The organism is Bradyrhizobium diazoefficiens (genome assembly GCF_016616885.1).
Classification (GTDB): Bacteria; Pseudomonadota; Alphaproteobacteria; order Rhizobiales; family Xanthobacteraceae; genus Bradyrhizobium; species Bradyrhizobium diazoefficiens_F.
This window is the reverse complement of the sequence record NZ_CP067102.1, coordinates 4,525,836-4,546,079: the sequence shown is the minus strand read 5'-3', so window position 1 is coordinate 4,546,079 and position 20,244 is coordinate 4,525,836. Positions and strand designations below refer to the sequence as shown.

Genomic DNA, 20,244 nt, shown 5'->3' with positions numbered 1-20,244 from the left:
TGGAGAGACATCATCGGCTCCCGTCCGGCCCCATCACCAAATCCGGCAGCCAGGTCGAGATCTCCGGCACGAGGCAGAGCAGCAGCACTGCGCCCATCATCAAGAGCACGAAGGGCAGCGTGCCCCAGATCACTTCGCTCAGCGAAATGTCCGGCGCGACGTTGCGGATGACGAAGATATTCAATCCCACCGGCGGATGGATCAAGCCCATCTCCATCACGATGGTCATGACCACGCCAAACCAGATGATGTCGAAATTCGCCGCGCGTAACGGCGGCAGGATGATTGGCGCCGTCATCAGGATGATCGAGACCGGCGGCAGGAAGAAGCCGAGCACGACGACCATGACGAGGATCGCAAACAGCAGGCCCCAGCGCGGCAGATGCATCGCGACAACGGATTCGGCGGCCGATTGCGAGATGTGCAGATAGCTCATCACGTAGGAATAGAGCAGGGACATGCCGATGATCATCATCAGCATGGTCGATTCCCGGATCGTCGATTTCATGATCGGGCCGAGGTCCTCCGGCCGCCATACGCCGTAGATCGCCGCGATCAGTCCGAGCGCCAGCAGGCCGCCGAGGCCGGCCGTCTCCGACGGTGTGGCATAGCCGCCATAGAGCGCCGCCATGACGCCGGTGAGCAGCAGCACGAACGGGAGCACGCGCGGTAGCACGCTGAAGCGCTCCGCAAGCGTATACTCGTCGCGGGCGAGGATCGCAGCTTCGGGGCCGCCGTTCTTGTAAGCCGCTTCGGCCGCCGCATATTCCTGGCGGAAGCGGATCACGGCATAGCCGCCGAACAGCGAGACCAGCAGCAGGCCGGGGCCGATGCCGGCGAGGAACAGCCGTCCCAGCGACTTTTCCGCCGCGACCGCGAACAGGATCATGGTGATCGAGGGCGGCAGCAGGATGCCGAGCGTGCCGCCGGCGGCGATGATGCCGGCCGCGAAGCCGCCGGAATAGCCACGCTTGCGCATCTCGGGGATGCCGGCCGAGCCGATCGCCGAGCAGGTCGCTGGGCTCGAGCCCGCCATCGCCGCAAACAGCGCGCAGGCGAAGACGTTGGCAACGCCCAATCCGCCAGGCACGCGATGCAGCCAGGCGTGCAGCGCCGAATAGAGATCCTGGCCGGCGCGCGATTTGCCGATCGCCGCGCCCTTCAGGATGAAGAGCGGGATCGACAGCAGCGTGATCGAGGCCATCTCCTCGTAGACATTCTGCGTCACCGTATCCAGCGATGCCGCAGGCATGTAGATGCCCATGAACACGACCGCGACCGCGCCGAGCGCGAACGCGATCGGCATGCCCGAAAACATCACGAGCAGTGTCGCGATCCCGTAAGCGATACCGATACCGAAAACGCTCATGGACGCTTGGCTCCCGTGAACGGCAGCGCCAGCTGCACGAGGATCTGGGCGCAGAGCAGGCTCATGCCAAGCGCCATCAGTGAATAGGGTATCGCGAGCGGCGGCGACCACATCGAGTTCGAGACCTGACCGTCGACATAGGCTTCATGGGCCAGCGTCCACGACTTCCAGGTGAAGAAGGCGCAGAACAGGAACGTCACGGCGTCGACGATCCAGAGCCGGATCCTGTTCGCCAGCGGCGACAGCAGGCCAACGAAGGCCTCGATGCCGATATGGCCGCGGTTCTGCTGCACATAGGCCGCCGTCATGAAGGTGGCGCCGACCAGCAGGAACACGGCGGCCTCGTCCTGCCAGTAATTGGCGGCCTTGAACAAGGCACGACTGAGCACGCTGTAGCTCAGGATGGCGCAAGCGGCGACCAGCGCCAGCGCGGCGAACACGACGATGATGCGATTGAGGATGGCGAGGCCGCGATCGAGTGCTGCCGCAAGGCCGGTCCTTGCGGCAGCATTCGTCGTGTCGTCACGATCCGGAAGCGGACCGTGGCTCATGCAGCGACGTCGGTGGCGAGCTTGAGCAGGTTCGCAGCGGTTGCGGTCTTGGCGCCGTAATCCTTCCACGCGGTGTCGCGGGCGATGTCGCGCCATTTGCCGACCGTCGCGGCATCGAGCGCCGAGACCTTTGCGCCCGCCTTCTCGTAGACCTTGGCGACCTCGACGTCGTCATCCTGCGCGCCCTTGCGGCCGAAGGCTTCGAGCTCCGCGCCGACGGCGACCAGAATGTCCTGCTGGTTCTTCGGCAGCTTGTCGAAGATCGCCTTCGACATCATCAGCGGCTCGAGCATGAACCAGTAGGACGCGCCCGCGCCCGAGGTCAGCGACTTCGCGACCTCTTCGAGCCGGAACGAGATCAGGCTGGTGGAGGAGGTGATGCCGGCGTCGCAAGCGCCGGTCTGCATCGCGGCGTAGAGTTCGTTCGAGGGCACCGACAGCACCGAGGCGCCGGCGGTCTGCAGCACCATGTCCATCTCGCGCGAGCCGCCGCGAACCTTCATGCCCTTGGCATCCTCCGGCGACACGATCGGCTTGGAGCGGCTGGCGACGCCGCCGGCCTGCCATACCCAGCTCAGGAGAATGATGCCCTTGTCGGCAAGGAAGTCGGTCAGTGCCTTGCCGACCGGCTCCTTCTTCCAGCGCATGCCCTGGTCGTAGGTGGTGACGAGACCGGGCATCAGGCCGATATTGGTCTCGGGCAATTCGCCGCCGGCATAGGGCATCGGGTACAGCGAGATGTCGAGCGCACCCTTGCGCATCGCGGAGAACTGCGCGTTGGTCTTGATCAGCGAGGAGTTCGGATAGATCTCGGCGGCGATGTCGCCGTTGCTGCGCTTACTGACTTCGGCGGCGAACATGCGGCAGAGCCGGTCGCGGAAATCGCCCTTGTCGATGGTGCCGCCGGGGAATTGGTGCGAGATCTTCAGCGTGGTCGCGGCATGCGCGGTGCCGATGCCGAAGCGGAGAATGGCGGGTGCAGCGACAGCGGTCGCGAGCAGGTGACGACGCGTGAACATGGAATATCCCCTTGGGCGGTACTTTGGACGGTTCTTGCTTAACGTGATCCGGGTGGGTCATGAGACCGGCGCCGAGGCCCATCCTAGCCGGTCTTTGACCCCAACTTCTCTCATCTGATAGTTCGAGACGGAATGCCGCGGCAAGTGTTGGCCTTGCTGCGCTGCACACGTAAGCCTCGACGGTTCCGCTCGTTAACGCCGTTCGTCAGGGGCGATCGCGCAGGGCGCCGGGTCACCTCCGAAAAAATTCGCAACGTCGCGTAACAAGCATGCGCGTCGATTCGTCGAGGTTGAATAGCGGCAACCGTCGCTGACAAACACCATCTCGAAGGGAACATTTCTCATGACCATTCGCACCCGCATCGTGCTCGGCGTCTCGGCTGCCGCTCTCTCGCTTGGCCTGGCGCTGTCGCCGGCCGCTTTTGCTCAGGACAAGATGGGCAAGGATGACGGCATGATGAAGAAGGACACGATGTCCAAGGACGGGATGAAGAAAGACACCATGTCCAAGGACGACGGCATGAAGAAGGACACGATGTCGAAGGATGGCATGAAGAAAGACGACGGGATGATGAAGAAGAACTGATCTTCCACCGGTCGTCACGACGCGTCTCGCCGAGGCGCGCTTGCGATTGGACGGCGTTCGTAGCCTGCCATCGGGCCGCGCATTCACGCGCGCCCCGGTGGGGGGACCATTTCGAACTGCCGTGTGAACCGAGGCTTGCCTCGGTTCAATTTGATTTGAACGTTACTTCCGCTTGGCCTTGCGGGCAGCGTAGCGGGCGTCGCGTTTGGCCTTTTGCTCGGCCTCCATTTCGGCCTGCCTGGCGACCGCTTCTTCCGCTTCGCGGGCGAGCCGCGCGGCTTCCGCAGCTGCAGCCTCTTCCGCAATGCGCTTCTGCTCGGCCTTTTCGGCCTCGCGCGTCGCCTTTGCCTCAGCGCGCTTGGCCGCGAGCGCCTCGCGCTCGGCACGACGTGCCGCCACCTCCGGGTCGTCGTGACCCGGCTGCGACTTGAATTTGTTCAAAAGATTTTTGCGTGCTTCCTGAGCGGCCTTTTGCCGGTCGGAGAATCCTGGTTCCCTGAATCCACTCATCGAACGAACCTTGTCATCCTCGCTTTCGATCCTACATCACTGGCTGTTGGTACGTCGGCTGGGCACAAGCAGGCACCACGCGACGCAGAAGCGTGTACATCGCCACGCGCCGCGAAGCCACCCATAATCGCAGCCGATCAGGTCAACGAAATCGCTGGACCAGCCGATCCTTCGTAGCCCGGAAAAACTGCCGAATTGTGATGTCCTTCATAAGGGGCACCCAACGGCGGCGCCTAGCGTCCGCCCCGATACGGAGCACGGGCATGATCCTTTTCCGGCTGAGCCTGAAGGCCCTTGCAATCACATTTGCCGCTGCGGCGGTCGCAGGTGCGGTGCTGTTGGCTGCCCGCCCGCAACCCATCGAAAGCACCGTCCTGGGAGCCGCCTGGGAGTGTACCCAGACCGCATTCATCCTGACGAGCTGCGCGCCGCGTGCGCAGCAGGCGATCCCGGCGGTCGAGACCTCGCGCAAGGAGGCGCTGAGGCCGACCAGGGGCTGAGCGGCGACGGATTGAGCGGGATGTGACGCGACGTCGCAGAGGTGATAAAGGCCTCAGCGAGCGACAAGGTCCCCATGTCCAACCCTGAAACCAAGCTTGATCCTGCCGATAAGCCCAGCGCGCCGCCAAAACCCCAATCCGGCGACAGCCGCCGCGGCGCGATCGCGGGGCTGATCATTGCCGCTGTCATCCTCGGTGTCGGGCTGTGGCTCGCCCGTGACCTCACGGCCGCCAGCAAGATGCAGGACTGCCTGATGTCGGGGCGGAGCAATTGCAACGTGATCGAGCCCGCCCGCAGACCGGTTTCGGCGGGACGCGTCCGGACGAAAAAATGCCGTGATCTTAATCATTTGTAACGGGACACAGCCGGCTTGTCGGCTCAGTTTGACAAGTCAGTTATGTCCGCCGGCATCACCCAGGCGCGATCCGAATCGTCTATCGCGCGTGGACTACGGCAATTTGCGAAGGTTGAGGGGTAAGCACGCATGAGTGCGTCCAGCCGCATGAAGGTTATCATTCCCATGGTTTCGGCCATGTCGTTGCTGGCGTTCTCCGCGCAAGCGCAGGACGCGGGTCCGCCGAAGGGCGTCGGCCAGCCGCAGGGGCAGGGCGCCGGTAGCCCGCCTCCGGCCAATCAGAACATGCGCAAGGGTCCTCCGCCGCAGCAGGCCGCGCACCCCGGGCCTCAGCCCGCCGGCCAGGCCCATATGGCTCCGGGCCCAGGTCCAGCAGCGGCTCCCGGCCCGCATGGTCCCGGTCCGCGCGCCGCCGGAGGCCCGCCGCCGGGACCCGGTCGCTACACGGCACGCGGCCCCGCACCGGCGCGCGACTGGGACGGACAAGCCTACCGCGGCAATCTCGCCTGGGACGGCGGACGCTGGCGCCACGAGGTCCACAACGGCCGCTCTGGCTGGTGGTGGGATGTCGGCGGCGTCTGGTACTATTATCCCCAGCGGATGGACGGCCCGCCCGCCTACATTTCCGAAGACTACATCGACGATGTGCCGGTGGCCTACGCGCCGCCGGGTCCGCCGGTCGCCTATGAACCGCCGCCTCCACCGCCGCCCGCAGATCCCGGCGCGAGCGCGCTCGGCGGGGCCATCGTCGGCGGCGTGCTTGGCGGCCTGATTTCCGGCAACGCCTCGGGTGCGGCCGCAGGCGCCGTGATCGGTGGCGCGACGGGCGCAATCGCCGGCGCCACCGCCGCTTCGCGCCCCGGCTACTATCTCGCTGAGGGCAATTGCTATTACCGCTATCCGAGCGGCCAGTATGTGCAGGCCGATCCGCGCGCCTGCTACTGAACTTCTCAAACCGCAATCCAACATGAATGAGGCGGGTCCGGTGCCCGCCTCATTTGCGTTTGCGCCTGCGTGGAGACGAGGTCCGACAACGTTGTGGCGACGCACACAACTGTCTCAACTTTTCTCTGGCGCATTGCGCTTAGGAGACGAGCCAGGTCAGGAACGCCATCGCGGCCCAGACCAGGCCGCCGATCCAGACTGTCATCGCCAGGACGATGGCTGCGAGAAGGGAGAGACCGAACAGGTCGATCTTGCGCGGTGATGCGCCAGCCCGTGCTGCGGCTTCGGCCTTTTGTGCCATGACGGAAACAACCATCCTTCCTGTGTCGCGTTCTTGCGGCGCGTAAAGCATCGTTTAGCGAACCCGCCGGAACTCGGCTGTGATGCAATTCACAGATCCGCCAGAATGAAAGCGGCCTCACCGGTTTGTGCGCAAATCGCGCTCGCGCAGTTCCTGGTCGCGCTTCAAATTCGTCGCGGTAACATCGTGCGGAAACGCGCACGACGTTGCGACCTTGGTCCACCGCAATCATACGGACGAAATTGCCACGCACTTGTCCATATCGGCCGGTTAAAGTTAGCCGCATGTGTACGAAGTACGACCCTCAGCATGAAGCCGAGGCGGCGATGAAGCGCGCCGCGGCGTCCGAAGGCCCCGACCGGCAACGACTCATCGAGCTCGCCCTGGCCTGGCATCAGCTCGCTCGCGATCGGCGCGACGACGAGCGAAGGAGCTGATTTTACGCGGCGTTAAGATTCACCTGGACGCCAATTTCGCGTTTCGATTCGTGCTTGGCGAACGAAGCGGAGTCGGATCGTGAACAAACGAGCGGAGGCTTTCCCGGATTAGGCGGCTTCCGTCTTCGGGACGGCGTCGGCATTCATCGAAAGCTTGACGACGTCGCCCTCGACCGCACCAACGTATTTCGTGTCGATGTAGTGGTGATGGTCCTTGTGACCTTCCGGACTGTCCATCCGGGTCAGCTTGATACGATTTCCCTCGACGCGATCGACAGTGCCGACATGCACGCCGTCCTTGCCGATGATCTTCATGTGTTCTCTGATGTTCGACATGCTGTCCTCCTTGGGTAGCATCAACGTGCCGAACGCATCTTCGTTGCAACGAAGGTGCGGGCCGACCTTTGGATCTCCGGCACGCGCCAGACGTTGAAGGGACGATGGAAGCTTTTCGATCGTCACACCAAGAATCGCATGGAGACCATTGAGGCCTATCTGGCGCGGAAGCACAGGGAAATCGGGCTGCTGAACGATTGCCTGAGAAACCCGCGACCCTTGCCCTGTCCGCAATCGGTGGACGAGGCCGTCAAGGTAAAATTCCAGCTCGCCGCCATGCTGCGTGCGGAGCACGAGCTGCAGGACTGGAAGGCGACGGAGACGGCGTGGTCGGCCTCGGCCAGGCCTGCGAGCGGTCCGTTTGTATTCAGTTACGACTATCAGCGGGCAGATCTCAGTGTCAGCGGCCCTTCGTTTTATGAACTCGAGCACGGCTGCACCAGCGAGGCGATTTATGCCGCCTCCGGCATGGCCGCGATCTCGACGCTGCTGCTGGCTTCGGCGGCGGCTCTCCCCAATGGCGACATTCTGGTGCTACCGGGCTCTTACGGTGAGACGCTGGAGCTGATCGAGCGCCTTGTCCCAAACCTGCGGCCCGTCACGCTGAGGCTGCCGCTGGCTGATGCGTTTGCCCACGCCGGTGTACCCCGAATTCTGCTGCTGGATTCATGTGTCTCTGCCGGGGCGTTCGAGGCCGTCCTGCGCTGCGACGGTTCGGCGCTCGATCTGCTGGTCTTCGACACGACATGCTTTGCCGGACGGTCGGGTCGCATCCGGCGCGTCCTGCGCTGGGGACAGCGATGCAAGATTCCAGTCGTGATGGTGCGAAGCCATAACAAGCTGGATTCGCTCGGCGCGGAATACGGAAGGCTCGGCTCGGCGGTTTTCGTCGGCTGGGACGAGCAGCGCGCCGCAACGGGCGGTTCGATGGTCGGGCGCCTTGCCGCGGATGCTCGCAACGCGGTCCGGCTTCTGGGCGGGGCGGCGCTGCCGGCACACTTCCCGCCCTACGTGGGCAGCGATGCCTATTGGGCGTTAACGAAGAGGCGCGTCGCAGCCATCCTGCGCAATGGCCGCCATACGGCGCGGTTTTTTGCGCGCGAGCTCGCCTCGCTCTCGGCCGAACTCCACTTCACCCACGGTCTCTACGTCACGCTCCGCGCCCGCCGTCCTCTTGACGAGGCGAGTGCACGGCAAGCCGCCGAAGCCATGAGCCATGATCTGAGCGGGAAGGGATATCCGATCCGCCACGCCGGCAGCTTCGGGTTCGATTTCGCCGCGACCGAGTGGTTTCACGACGCGACCACGGATCGGTACAGCGTCCGGGTCGCGGTGCCGGATTTGCCGACGGAGCTGTGGAATGGTCTTGCAGTGGCGATTGCCGAATGGTGGAGGTCGAATCAATGTCGGCTTGGTTCGCAACTCTCGGCAAATCTTTGATGTGCTCGCCGATTATCGCTGCGCCAGAATCACTCGATCGCCGACGCCTGCTTCTGGTAGCTCCTGCGCGCCCAGGCCTGAACGGCGGAAGCGAGCTTATGCTGGCTCTTGGCGGCGTCGGCAATGGTCGCCTGCGCCATCTCGATCCGCTTTGCGATCGTGCTGGAGTTGATGTCCACGACTGCGTCGAGCGCCAGAAACGACATCGCGACGATCGCCACCGCAAAGGCAATCCCCATTCTCGTCAATTCGGCTCGCGGCATTCACAGTCCATGATCGGGCGCAGTTCGCCCGCCGCGCATAGATAGGGCGCGTCCGCACGGTTCAAAGACCAGCGTAAGGTTACCCACGCGTTCGTGAAGGACGACAGATTTGCGATGGGCGAGGGGCGGCGCGTTAATCATGAACGCTGGCGCGCGTCGACAAGAATGAGGCTTGGCGATCCCGGCAGGAATCGAACCTGCAACCCTCAGAGTAGAAATCTGCCCGACGCATAATAGTATCAATGGGTTGCGGCCATCGTGTTGCAGTGGTGTTGCGACCGCAACTACGTCAGTTGATTGACGATGCGCAGCCGAGACATCGTAAGTCGCTCGCGAAGATCGTGTCCCAGGGAGTGGTGTAACTGGCGGTGGGACACCGCGTTCGCCGGCAAGGGCCGGACTGGTCAGCTGGCGATAGCCGGAAAGCTGACGGTTGGATCATCGCTCAACGGCGCGATGGTTTCCAGCGTCATGTAGCGGGCGCGCTGGACGGCCCATTCATCGTTCTGCTCGAGCAGGATCGCGCCGATGAGGCGGACGATGGCATCCTCGTTGGGGAAGATGCCGACCACCTCGGTGCGCCGCTTGATCTCGCCGTTGAGGCGCTCGATCGGGTTGGTCGAGTGCAGCTTGGTTCGATGCTGCGGCGGGAATGTCATGTAGGCCAGCACATCGGTCTCCGCTTCGTCGAGGAAGCCGGCCAGCTTGGGCAGCTTGGGGCGGAGTTGATCGGCGACCTTCCGCCATTGGGTTCGCGCGGCCTCGGCATCGTCCTGGGCGAACGCGGTGGCAATGAAGGCGGAGACGACGCGCCGCCCACTCTTGCCGGCATGCGCCAGCGCGTTGCGCATGAAGTGGACGCGGCAACGCTGCCAGGTGGCGTTGAGCACCTTGGCGACGGTGGCCTTGATGCCCTCGTGAGCGTCGGAGACGACCAGCTTGACGCCACGCAGGCCGCGGCGAGCAAGCTTGCGCAGGAATGCCGTCCAGAACGTCTCGGCTTCGGAGGGACCGATGTCCATGCCGAGCACTTCGCGGCGGCCGTCACTGTTGACGCCGACCGCGATAATCACCGCGACCGAGACGATGCGGCCATTTTGGCGCACCTTCACGTAGGTGGCGTCGATCCACAGATATGGCCAGTCGCCCTCGATCGGCCGGGCGAGGAAGGCCTTCACCTTGTCGTCGATCTCGCCGCACAGCCGGCTCACCTGGCTCTTCGAGATGCCGGTCATGCCCATGGCCTGCACGAGGTCGTCCACCGAGCGGGTCGAGACGCCCTGCACATAGGCTTCCTGCACCACGGCGGTCAGCGCCTTCTCGGCCATGCGGCGTGGCTCCAGGAAGCCCGGGAAGTAGGAGCCCTTGCGCAGCTTGGGAATACGCAGCTCAACTGCGCCGGCGCGGGTCTCCCAGATCCGGTCGCGGTAGCCGTTGCGCTGGGCCAGACGTTCGGGGTTCTTCTCGCCATAGCCCGCTCCGGTCTGGCCTTCGACTTCCAGCTCCATCAGCCGCTGGGCCGCAAAGCCGATCATCTCGCGCAACAGATCGGCATCAGGGGTCTTCTCCATGAGCGCGCGCAGGTTCATCATCTCGTCGGTCATCGGTGGTTCCTCGAATCAGGTTGGTGTCAGCAACCCGACCCTACCGACGAATCATCGATGACCACCGCAAAGCCGTCCGCCCGCTACGGCGCTATGTGGGGGCGCGCGTGCGGACGGCTTTGCTCTACCGAGCTACACCATCAGCTGGGACACGACCCTCGCGAAGCCTCATGTGCGTCTCTGGATGGGGCATGACATCACCGCGCCAGTAGCGCCGCGCCCATTCTTTTGTGTCGTCGTAAGGTCCGGTGCCCTTCCAATCTGCTTCGTGCGATTTCGCGGCCGGACCAATAAGCGCTACTTCGTAAAGAACCGCCAGTGGAGCGAACTTAGAAAAATAGAACCGAGCTTCTTCTTCCGCGTCTATGACGAAGGCGCAGTCGAAGCGCGATGGAAGGGCGGGAAACTCTTTTGCCCTGACTTCCTCCAGGATGGTCTCTCGGGGCCACTCCGTGTGTCTGTTACCGATAAGGCGGACGATACGTCCCCAATTGCCGGGACGTACTACTGATCCTGCCTCCAGCAGCAGGGAGCAAGCAAAGTAGGGCATTCCTTCTACACTCCTAGGAGCCGGTTTTGAACGCTCTCTGCGGCACGCTGATCAGCTTCAGTGCCGAACGTCGTTTCGATAGATATAAGTTCGGTAGAGCATGACCGCGCAGCCGACTCCAAGCGCGCCGAAGACCAACCCCGGAGCTGAGTTGCCCGAGTTAAACGCGGTGACTGCGATGGAGAGGTTTCCGAGAAGGCCGAAGACCAGCACGATGATCCACCAGATGAGGAGGAGCTTGGGTCCGAGAGACATCTTCCGTTGGGTCATTGGGAGTGCATCACTACCGCCGAGGCTGGGTAAGGCGACCCACGAGCCGTCCGCAAAACCATCCAAAGAGATTACTGAGGATCCGTGCGGCCACGACGAATAGCGCAACGCTGCCCCACAGCAGCCATTGAGATTGTCCGACATCCCAAGGCAACAGAGATCGAATGACCTCCGGCGATCTCAGGATAATTTCCCAGACTTGCCGGAGAGCTTCCACTAGTCAGTGCGCCGTAAGCCGCTGCATCAACATTTGTGCGGCATATTGAGATCGCGAGTCGCGTCCGACCTTCTTTTCATTCGCTTTGCACCACGCGACGAAGGTGTCCGGATCAATTTCTATTTTCTCCGTTTGAGCGCCTGAAGCCTTGACCTGTTTCATGGCGGCTTCAATTTTGGCGAGCCAGCGTGGATAATCGGGCATCTCTCGATCGAGTGCTTGCCAGACTTGCCAGTCGCGTTCGAGCAACCAAGCTACGGCTATTCTCGTTGCCATATTATCCTTTGTGGGGGTGCTGCGTTAATTCAACTGCGTGACGATCGCAAATCCATGGTGCCTTGCAGACTTGAGAACCTGACTGAAGCCGGATGACTTCGACAGCTCATCCGCGGGTCTAAATGTCAGGTCGCGGCACCATTCGCATTTTGCAATAGCTCGCGGCCTTTCTGCGCCCGATCGCAGCAGCAGTTGGCGGCCGGTCTGCCTGCCGTACAATGTCCGCTCGAAGAATCTCGCCACATCGTTAGTTTCCGGCACGGAGCAATTTCCCTTCGCTGCACCACGATTCGGAGAGAAGGGTAGAAGACACGCCCGCCGGTTGTAAGGTACGCTTTACTCGTTTTCCCCGGATATTTGGCAGAGGCTCGACCCAGCTATGACCACAAGCACTTATGAAGCTCTTGTTTGCGAATGTGGTCACCTGGGCCGGCTTCGGTGCCGAGAGAATGACGCCCCACACAGCGGTCTGTGGGAGTCCTACAGCTTGGAAGGCTTCGATGGCGGCAAGCTCGCCATAACAAACTACAAGGACCTCCCTGCGGACCTGTTGGCGGTGCTGAAACCCAAGTGTCCTAGCTGTGGACAGACCGGCAAGGTGACGTACGTGCTGCGGAGAGTAGCCAACCCCGCGATCACGGCGCATCGATCCAAGTCGTGAACGAAGCGCGAAAAGCCACGTTGCGTCCGTGTTGCGCGGAGCGAATGGTATCACTTCGTAAGTCGTTGATTTCAATGGTGGCAGATGGCAGCAGCTTGCAACACACAAAGAACGTCGAGAACGAAAGCGAACTGAGATCAAGCGTTTGATTTGGCTGAAGGAATTGTGGCGATCCCGGCAGGAATCGAACCTGCAACCCTCAGAGTAGAAATCTGATGCTCTATCCAGTTGAGCTACGGGACCGTCCTCGGCCGCCCCGGTTTGGGGGCCGGCTGTTCATATATCATGCCAATATGAAAAATCTGGTCTTTCGCCAAGCCTGAACCGAACCCTTTTCCTCCATGCCGCGACAAAGCGGAACGGCGGAGTGTCAGGGTGCCGGGTTGAGCGGCAGCGTACTGGACGATGGATCACATCGCCGGGGGCGCTGACTAGCTTCCGGGACACGGCCGCCGGTCGATTGGTCCGGTATTGCTGCGCCACAGGACGGCGTGTGCTGCGATATCTCGATCGGTCTCCTCTGGGCGTGCCTTGCCATGGCGAATGCGACGTTTTGCACCTTTGGTTCCATCGCCATGAGTCCGTCACCTTTCCGCGCACTTTATCGCCGCCGCGGCGTTCGTCCGCGATTTCCGGGAGTCCCTTCATGATCGGTCTGGTTCGCGCCGTCACCCTCTGCGCCGCGCTGGCGCTCGGCCTTAGCATCGCGCAGGCCGCCGATAAGGCGTTCAAGCGCGACGATCTCGCTGATTCCGCCATCAAGCTGGAGACGCAGATCAAGAGCGAGGCCGGGCCGGTCGCCAAGACCGGTGCGACCTTGCGTACCGACGCGGATGCCGCCTTCAAGCGCAGCGATTACCGCACCGGGCTCTCGGTTCTCGGCCAGATCGCCGCCGTCACGCCTGATGACGCCGGCAACTGGCTGCGGCTCGCAAAAGTCATCTTCCAGATCACGCCGAAGAGCTCGAGCGAGCAGACCTTCCTGCTGGAGCGCGCCTCGACCGCCGCCTACATCGCCTACATGCGCGCCGGCAATCCGGGCGAGGAGGCGGATGCGCTCGCCGTGCTTGGCAAGTCGCTCGCCGAACGCAAGCTATGGCGGCCGGCGCTGGACGCATTGCGGCTGTCGCTCGACATGCGCGAGGTCGCCGACGTCCGCGGAAATTACGAGAAGCTGCGCGACGAGCATGGCTTCCGGCTGCTCGACTATACCGTGGACTCGGATTCGGCGAGCCCGCGCGCCTGCTTCCAGTTCTCGGAAGAGCTCGCCAAGCGCACCGACTTCGCGCCGTTCCTTGCGCTCGCCGGCCAGGACATGCCGGCACTGTCGGCCGAGGGCAAGCAGCTCTGCGTCGACGGACTGAAGCACGGCGAGCGCTACAATATCAATCTGCGCGCCGGTCTGCCGTCGACCGTAAAGGAAGGCCTGCCGAAATCGGCCGAGTTCAACGTCTATGTGCGCGACCGCAAGCCGTTCGTGCGCTTCACCAGCCGCGCCTATGTGCTGCCGCGGACTGGCCAGCGCGGCATTCCCGTGATCAGCGTCAACACGCCCGCGGTCACCGTCAACGTGTTCCGGATCGGCGATCGCAATTTGATCAACACGGTGGTCGACAGCGACTTCCAGAAGACGCTATCGAAATACCAGCTCAGCGATCTCGGCGGCGAGCGTGGTGTCAAAGTGTGGTCCGGCGAGCTCGCGACCGCGATGACGCTGAATCAGGACGTCATCACGGCGTTTCCGGTCGACCAGGCGCTGGGCGAGCTCCAGCCCGGCGTCTATGTGATGACGGCAGCGGCCAAGGGCGCGGGCAGCGACGACGATTACCAGCTCGCCACCCAATGGTTCATCGTCTCCGATCTCGGCGTTACCGCCTATTCCGGCAATGACGGCATTCATGTCTTCGTCAATTCGCTGGCCTCGACCGACCCGGTCGGCAAAGCCGAGGTGCGGCTGGTCGCCCGCAACAACGAGATTTTGGCGACGCGCAAGACCGACGATGCCGGCCACGTGCTGTTCGAGGCGGGGCTCGCGCGCGGCGAGGGCGGCCTGTCGCCGGCGATGCTGACGGTCACCGGCGAGAAGGCCGACTACGCCTTCCTCAGCCTGAAGACCTCGGCCTTTGATCTGTCCGACCGCGGTGTCGCGGGCCGCGTGGTGCCTGTTGGCGCCGATGCCTTCGTCTATGCCGAGCGCGGTGTCTACCGCTCCAGCGAGACCGTCTATCTCACCGGGCTCTTGCGCGACGGGCAGGGCAAGGCCGTCACCGGCGGGCCCCTGACCCTGGTGATCGAGCGTCCCGATGGTGTCGAATTCCGCCGCGCTCAGCTCGCCGACCAGGGCGCCGGTGGCCGCACGCTTGCCGTGCCGCTGAACTCGGCGGTTCCGACCGGCACTTGGCGGGTGCGCGCCTTCACCGATCCGAAGGGATATTCGGTTGGCGAGACCACCTTTATGGTCGAGGACTACGTCCCCGACAGGATCGAATTCGACTTGTCCGCCAAGGACAAGCTGATCAAAGCTAACGCTCCTGTGGAGCTTAAGGCGGACGGTCATTTCCTCTATGGCGCGCCCGCATCTGGTCTCCAGCTCGAAGGCGACATGCTGATCGCACCCGCGAGCGAACGCCCTGGCTTTGCCGGCTACCAGTTCGGCGTCGATGACGAACAGACCACCTCGAACGAGCGCACGCCGCTGGAGAACTTGCCGGAGGCCGACGCCAATGGCATTGCGACCTTCCCGGTGACGCTGGAGAAGCAGCCGGCCTCCACGCGTCCGCAGGAAGCGCAGATCTTCGTCCGCATGGTCGAGACGGGGGGACGTGCCGTCGAGCGCAAGCTCGTGCTCCCGGTCGCGCCGGCGACTGCCCTGATCGGCATCAAGCCGCTGTTCGGCGACAAGAACGTCGCCGAGGGCGATAAGGCCGAGTTCGATGTCGTGTTCGTCTCACCCGAGGGCAAGACGCTTCCGCGCGACGGTCTGCGCTACGAGCTCTTGAAGATGGAGTCGCGCTACCAATGGTATCGGCAGAACAATTACTGGGAGTACGAGCCGGTCAAGTCGACCTCGCGCGTCGCCGACGGTGACGTCACAATCGCGGCGGACAAGCCGTCGCGGATTGCGCTCGCACCGCAGCCCGGCCGCTACCGGCTGGACGTGAAGTCGAACGACGCCGACGGCCCGGTGACCTCGGTGCAGTTCGACGTCGGCTGGTATTCCGACGGCAGCGCCGATACGCCGGACCTGCTCGAGACCTCGATCGACAAGCCGCAATACTCATCCGGCGACACCATGACCGTGTCGGTCAACGTCCGCTCCGCCGGCAAGCTCACCGTCAACGTTCTCGGCGATCGCCTACTGACAACGCAGACCATCGACGTTAAGGAAGGCACCACGCAGGTGAAGCTCGCGGTCGGCAAGGACTGGGGCACCGGCGCCTATGTGGTGGCGACGCTGCGCCGTCCGCTCGATGCGGCCGCCCAGCGCATGCCGGGTCGCGCGATCGGCCTGAAATGGTTCGGGATCGACAAGCAGACGCGCACGCTCCAGGTGAAGCTGACGCCGCCGGCGTTGATCCGTCCGAACGCGACGCTGAAGATTCCGGTCAAGCTCGACGGGCTCAATCCGGGCGAGGACGCCAAGGTCGTGATATCAGCGGTCGATGTCGGCATCCTCAATCTCACCAATTACAAGCCGCCGGCACCGGATGATTATTATCTCGGCCAGCGCCGCCTGAGCGCGGAGATCCGCGATCTCTATGGGCAACTGATCGACGGCATGTCGGGCACGCGCGGACAGATCAAATCCGGCGGCGACGCCGGCGCTGCCGAGCTGCAGGGCTCGCCGCCCGCGCAGAAGCCGCTCGCGCTCTATTCGGGCATCGTCACGGTTGGCCCAGACGGCACAGCCGAGGTGAGCTTCGACATTCCGGAGTTCGCCGGCACCGCGCGCGTGATGGCGGTGGCGTGGACCGCGACCAAGCTTGGTCGTGCCAATACCGACGTCGTGATCCGCGATCCCGTCGTGCTGACCACGACCTTGCCGCGCTTCCTGCTCAATGGCGACCACGGCACGGTCAATCTCGAGATCGACAATGTCGAGGGGCAGGCCGGCGACTACGTCATCAACGTGAAGACGGGCGGACCGGTGAAGATATCAGGCAACCCCGCCACCACGGTCAAGCTCGCCGCCAAGCAACGCAACTCGTTCGCGCTTGCGATCGACGCGACCGCGGCGGGGCCGGCGACGCTCGACGTCGACATCAAGGGGCCGAACGGCCTGGCGCTCGCGCGGCATTATGCGCTCGACGTCAAGGCGGCGACGCAAGTGCTGGCGCGGCGCTCGATCCGGACGCTGGCGAAGGGCGAGAGCCTGACGCTGACCTCGGACATGTTCTCCGACCTCGTGCCAGGCACCGGCAGCGTCTCGGTCTCGGCAAGCCTGTCGACCGCGCTCGATGCGGCGACGATCCTGAAAGCGCTCGACCGCTATCCCTATGGCTGCTCGGAGCAGATCACGAGCCGCGCCATGCCGCTGCTCTACGTCAACGACCTCGCGGCCGGGGCGCATCTCGCCATGGACACCGAGGTCGATAGCCGCATCCGTGACGCCATCGAGCGGCTCCTGGCCCGTCAAGGATCCAACGGCTCGTTCGGCCTGTGGTCGGCGGGCGGCGACGATGCCTGGCTCGATGCCTACGTGACGGACTTCCTCACCCGCGCCCGTGAAAAGGGCTTTGTGGTGCCGGACGTGCTGTTCAAGAACGCGCTGGATCGCATCCGCAACTCCGTCGTCAACGGCAATGAGCCGGAGAAGGACGGCGGCCGCGATCTCGCCTACGGCCTCTACGTGCTCGCCCGCAACGGCGCGGCGCCGATCGGCGATCTCCGCTATCTCGCCGATACCAAGCTGAACAATCTGGCGACGCCGATCGCCAAATCTCAGCTCGCGGCGGCGCTGGCTCTCGTCGGCGACCGCAACCGCGCGGAGCGGGTCTATGGCGCAGCCCTCGACAGCCTCGCGCCAAAGCCGGTGCTGGAGTTCGGCCGCACCGACTACGGCTCGCAGCTCCGCGATGCCGCGGCACTCGTCTCGCTCGCGAGCGAAGGCAACGCGCCGAAGGCGACGCTGACGCAGGCGGTGGCACGGGTCGAGACCGCGCGCGGTCTCACGCCCTACACCTCCACGCAGGAGAATGCGTGGCTGGTGCTGGCGGCGCGGGCACTGGCCAAGGAAAACCTCTCGATGGAGGTCGACGGCCAGCCGATCAGGACCGCGCTCTACCGCAGCTACAGGGCGGACACGCTGAGCGGCAAGCCGCTGAAGATCACCAACACCGGCGATGCGCCGGTGCAGGCGGTGGTCTCGGTGTCGGGCTCGCCGGTCACGCCAGAGCCGGCCGCGTCGAATGGCTTCAAGATCGAGCGGAACTACTTCACGCTCGACGGCAAGCCGGCGGACATCAGCAAGGTGAAGCAGAACGATCGCTTCGCCGTGGTGTTGAAGATTACGGAAGCGAAGCCCGAGTACGGCCACATCATGGTGTCCGACTATCTGCCGGCGGGACTGGAGATCGACAACCCGAAGCTGGTGTCGTCGGGCGACAGTGGTACGCTGGACTGGATCGAGGACGGGCAGGAGCCTGTAGATACCGAGTTCCGTGACGACCGCTTCACTGCTGCGGTCGATCGTGCCTCGGACTCCAAGGCGGTCTTCACCGTGGCCTATGTCGTGCGCGTGGTCTCGCCCGGCAAATACGTGCTGCCGCAGGCCTATGTCGAGGACATGTATAGTCCCTCGCGCTACGGCCGCACCGGCACGGGCAGTGTCGAGGTGCGGGCGGCGAAGTGAGTGGTGAGATGAGTGAGGCCAACCAAGCCTCTCGTCATTCCGGGATGGTCCGAAGGACCAGACCCGGACTCTCGAGATTCCGGGTTCGGCTCTTCGAGCCGTCCCGGAACGACTGCCGTGGAGAACGGCGCGCGAGCATGCGCATCCTCTCCGCCGCCGCGCTCGCGTTCATCCTCGCCATCATCGGCTTCGTCGGCTGGGTCTATTCCCTCGGTCCGCTGCCGCTCGACGAAGCGCGGCGCGTCTCTACCACAATCGTCGACCGCAACGGAAAACTGCTGCGCGCATACGCCATGGCCGACGGGCGCTGGCGGCTGCCGGTCGAGGCCAAGGCCGATGTCGATCCGACCTATCTCAAGCTGCTGTTCGCCTGTGAGGACCAGCGCTTCTACGCCCATGACGGCATCGATCCGCTGGCGCTGGGCCGTGCCGCGGTGCAGCTCTCGACGCGCGGCCACATCGTGTCCGGCGGCTCGACCATCTCGATGCAGCTTGCCCGCCTGATGGAGCCGCGGCGGCAGCGCTCGCTCTACGCAAAGCTGCACCAGATCGTGCGCGCAATTGAGCTGGAGCGGAGGCTGAGCAAAGACGAGATCCTCAATCTCTACCTCGCGCTCGCGCCCTATGGCGGCAATCTCGAAGGCATCCGCGCCGCGTCGGTCGCATATCTCGGCAAGGAGCCGAAGCGGCTGTCGCTGGCCGAAGCAGCGCTGCTGGTCGCGCTGCCGCAATCGCCGGAGACGCGCCGTCTCGACCGCTATCCGGACGCCGCGCGAATCGCCCGCAATCGCGTGCTCGATCGCATGGTCGAGGAGCATGTGGTCAGCGTCGACGATGCCAAGCAGGCCAAGGCCGTGCCCGTGCCGAAGCTGCGCAAGCCGATGCCGATCCTGGCGCCGCATGCCTCCGACAGCGCGCTTGCGACAGTCAAGGACGCGCCGATCATCAAGCTGACGCTGGACGCCAATCTTCAGAAGGTGCTGGAGCCGTTGGCACGCGACCGCGCAATTGCTCTGGGGCCGAATATCTCGGTCGGCATCATCGTGGTCGACAATGACAGCGGCGACGTGCTCGCCCGCGTCGGCTCGGCGGATTATTTCGACGAGAGCCGGGCCGGGCAGGTCGACATGACCCGCGCCATTCGCTCGCCGGGCTCGACGCTGAAGCCGTTCATCTATGGCCTGGCTTTCGAGGACGGCTTTGTTCATCCCGATAGTCTGATCGACGATCGCCCGGTGCGCTTCGGCTCCTACGCGCCGGAGAATTTCGACATGACGTTCCAGGGCACGGTGCCGGTGAAGAAGGCGCTGCAATTGTCGCTGAACGTGCCGGCGATCGTGCTGCTGGACCGCGTCGGCTCGAGCCGGCTGGCCTCGCGGCTGCGGCAGGCCGGCGGCAATCTCATTCTGCCCAAAGACGAGACTCCGGGGCTCGCCATGGGCCTCGGCGGCGTCGGCGTGACGCTGCAGGATCTCGCGCAGCTCTATGCGGGCGTCGCGCGGCTCGGCACCACCAAGCCGCTGCGCGAGGTCATGGCCGCCCAGGACAATCGCGAGCCATTGCGGCTGCTGGATCAGGTCGCGGCCTGGCAGGTCGGCAACGTGCTGCTGGGAACCCCACCGCCGGAGAACGCCGCCCATAACCGTATCGCCTTCAAGACCGGCACCTCCTACGGCTATCGGGACGCCTGGTCGGTCGGGTTCGACGGGCGCATGACCATCGGCGTCTGGGTCGGGCGGCCCGATGGCGCGCCAGTTCCCGGACTGGTCGGCCGGGTCGCCGCGGCGCCCATCCTGTTCGATGCTTTCGCGCGAACCGGCAAGACATTGTCCCCGCTGCCGAAGCCGCCAAAGGGAGCCTCGCTCGCCAGCAACGCGAAGTTGCCGTTGCCGCTGAAGCGGTTCCGCCCCGTCGGGGAACTCGTTCGGACCGGCGGCGAGCAGGCGCTCCACATTCAATTCCCGCTGAACGGGTCCCGGATCGATGTCGACCGCACCAATGGGCCAGACGGCGCCGCCATGCCCGTGAAGGTTGCCGGCGGGGTGTTGCCGATGACTGTCATGGTCAATGGTACCGCGCTCGGCGAGATCGACGGACGGCGCCAGCGCCTGATCGATCCGCCCGGCCCGGGCTTTGCACGGCTGACCGTGATCGACGCCACTGGCGCCGCGGACACAGTTGTCATTCGAATTCAATGACCTT

16 protein-coding genes, 1 tRNA gene and 1 pseudogene are annotated in these 20,244 nt (G+C 64.0%); 7 read left to right on the top strand and 11 right to left on the bottom strand.

What is annotated here, in order from left to right; translation table 11 throughout:
* Nucleotides 1-10: 10 nt before the first annotated feature.
* The 3 genes from JJC00_RS21240 to dctP are packed head-to-tail and all read right to left on the bottom strand — an operon-like array spanning nt 11 to nt 2,939.
* Complete coding sequence (locus tag JJC00_RS21240; protein ID WP_200467908.1) at nt 11-1,369, bottom strand: TRAP transporter large permease; 1,359 nt, start codon at nt 1,367-1,369, stop codon at nt 11-13.
* Nucleotides 1,366-1,920: a TRAP transporter small permease gene (locus JJC00_RS21235; protein ID WP_200467907.1), complete on the bottom strand. Its 555-nt coding sequence runs from the start codon at nt 1,918-1,920 to the stop codon at nt 1,366-1,368. The genes JJC00_RS21240 and JJC00_RS21235 overlap by 4 nt, the downstream gene beginning before the upstream one ends.
* Complete coding sequence (gene dctP / locus JJC00_RS21230; RefSeq protein ID WP_200467906.1) at nt 1,917-2,939, bottom strand: TRAP transporter substrate-binding protein; 1,023 nt, start codon at nt 2,937-2,939, stop codon at nt 1,917-1,919. Before dctP ends, JJC00_RS21235 begins: the two co-directional genes overlap by 4 nt.
* A gap of 343 nt (nt 2,940-3,282) precedes the next feature.
* Here dctP and JJC00_RS21225 point away from each other — a divergent pair, with 343 nt between their 5' ends.
* The gene (locus JJC00_RS21225; RefSeq protein WP_045007240.1) at nt 3,283-3,525 is read left to right on the top strand and encodes a pentapeptide MXKDX repeat protein; all 243 of its coding nucleotides are present in this window, start codon (nt 3,283-3,285) and stop codon (nt 3,523-3,525) included.
* 162 nt (nt 3,526-3,687) lie between these two features.
* On the opposite strand, the gene JJC00_RS21220 is transcribed toward JJC00_RS21225, so the two are convergent.
* On the bottom strand, nt 3,688-4,035 hold the full coding sequence (locus tag JJC00_RS21220) for a DUF6481 family protein (RefSeq protein ID WP_200467905.1): 348 nt from the start codon (nt 4,033-4,035) through the stop codon (nt 3,688-3,690).
* A gap of 263 nt (nt 4,036-4,298) precedes the next feature.
* Here JJC00_RS21220 and JJC00_RS21215 point away from each other — a divergent pair, with 263 nt between their 5' ends.
* The 3 genes and pseudogenes from JJC00_RS21215 (at nt 4,299) to JJC00_RS21205 (ending at nt 5,836) form a co-directional block, all read left to right on the top strand.
* The gene (locus tag JJC00_RS21215) at nt 4,299-4,535 is read left to right on the top strand and encodes a hypothetical protein (protein WP_200467904.1); all 237 of its coding nucleotides are present in this window, start codon (nt 4,299-4,301) and stop codon (nt 4,533-4,535) included.
* Nucleotides 4,536-4,609: 74 nt separating this feature from the next.
* Nucleotides 4,610-4,831, top strand: a pseudogene (locus JJC00_RS21210) (hypothetical protein); the annotation flags it as partial.
* 189 nt (nt 4,832-5,020) lie between these two features.
* On the top strand, nt 5,021-5,836 hold the full coding sequence (locus JJC00_RS21205) for a hypothetical protein (protein ID WP_200467902.1): 816 nt from the start codon (nt 5,021-5,023) through the stop codon (nt 5,834-5,836).
* 139 nt (nt 5,837-5,975) lie between these two features.
* Here the strand turns inward: JJC00_RS21205 and JJC00_RS21200 are convergent, their stop codons facing one another.
* Nucleotides 5,976-6,137, bottom strand: coding sequence for a hypothetical protein (locus tag JJC00_RS21200; RefSeq protein WP_200467901.1), 162 nt, complete (start codon nt 6,135-6,137; stop codon nt 5,976-5,978).
* A 545-nt stretch (nt 6,138-6,682) separates the two neighbouring features.
* Nucleotides 6,683-6,910: a DUF2171 domain-containing protein gene (locus tag JJC00_RS21195; RefSeq protein WP_200467900.1), complete on the bottom strand. Its 228-nt coding sequence runs from the start codon at nt 6,908-6,910 to the stop codon at nt 6,683-6,685.
* A 138-nt stretch (nt 6,911-7,048) separates the two neighbouring features.
* Between JJC00_RS21195 and JJC00_RS21190 the strand changes: the two genes are divergently transcribed.
* Nucleotides 7,049-8,350 (top strand): hypothetical protein, encoded by a 1,302-nt coding sequence (locus JJC00_RS21190; RefSeq protein WP_200467899.1) that lies wholly within the window; start codon nt 7,049-7,051, stop codon nt 8,348-8,350.
* A 29-nt stretch (nt 8,351-8,379) separates the two neighbouring features.
* Here the strand turns inward: JJC00_RS21190 and JJC00_RS21185 are convergent, their stop codons facing one another.
* The 5 genes from JJC00_RS21185 to JJC00_RS21165 all read right to left on the bottom strand — a co-directional run bounded on the left by JJC00_RS21185 (nt 8,380) and on the right by JJC00_RS21165 (nt 12,434).
* On the bottom strand, nt 8,380-8,589 hold the full coding sequence (locus JJC00_RS21185) for a hypothetical protein (protein ID WP_246773869.1): 210 nt from the start codon (nt 8,587-8,589) through the stop codon (nt 8,380-8,382).
* A 428-nt stretch (nt 8,590-9,017) separates the two neighbouring features.
* Nucleotides 9,018-10,217, bottom strand: a complete 1,200-nt coding sequence (locus JJC00_RS21180) for an IS256 family transposase (RefSeq protein ID WP_200467897.1) — start codon at nt 10,215-10,217, stop codon at nt 9,018-9,020.
* Nucleotides 10,218-10,341: 124 nt separating this feature from the next.
* Entirely contained in the window at nt 10,342-10,767 is a 426-nt protein-coding gene (locus JJC00_RS21175; RefSeq protein WP_200467896.1) for a DUF2441 domain-containing protein, read from the bottom strand.
* A 490-nt stretch (nt 10,768-11,257) separates the two neighbouring features.
* The gene (locus JJC00_RS21170) at nt 11,258-11,530 is read right to left on the bottom strand and encodes a hypothetical protein (RefSeq protein WP_200467895.1); all 273 of its coding nucleotides are present in this window, start codon (nt 11,528-11,530) and stop codon (nt 11,258-11,260) included.
* Between the two features lie 827 nt (nt 11,531-12,357).
* A tRNA-Arg gene (locus JJC00_RS21165) sits at nt 12,358-12,434 on the bottom strand.
* 403 nt (nt 12,435-12,837) lie between these two features.
* On the opposite strand from JJC00_RS21165, the gene JJC00_RS21160 reads away from it, so the two are divergent.
* Nucleotides 12,838-18,042, top strand: coding sequence for an alpha-2-macroglobulin family protein (locus JJC00_RS21160; RefSeq protein WP_200467894.1), 5,205 nt, complete (start codon nt 12,838-12,840; stop codon nt 18,040-18,042).
* A gap of 137 nt (nt 18,043-18,179) precedes the next feature.
* The gene (gene pbpC / locus JJC00_RS21155; protein ID WP_200467893.1) at nt 18,180-20,240 is read left to right on the top strand and encodes a penicillin-binding protein 1C; all 2,061 of its coding nucleotides are present in this window, start codon (nt 18,180-18,182) and stop codon (nt 20,238-20,240) included.
* The last annotated feature ends 4 nt before the right edge of the window (nt 20,241-20,244 follow it).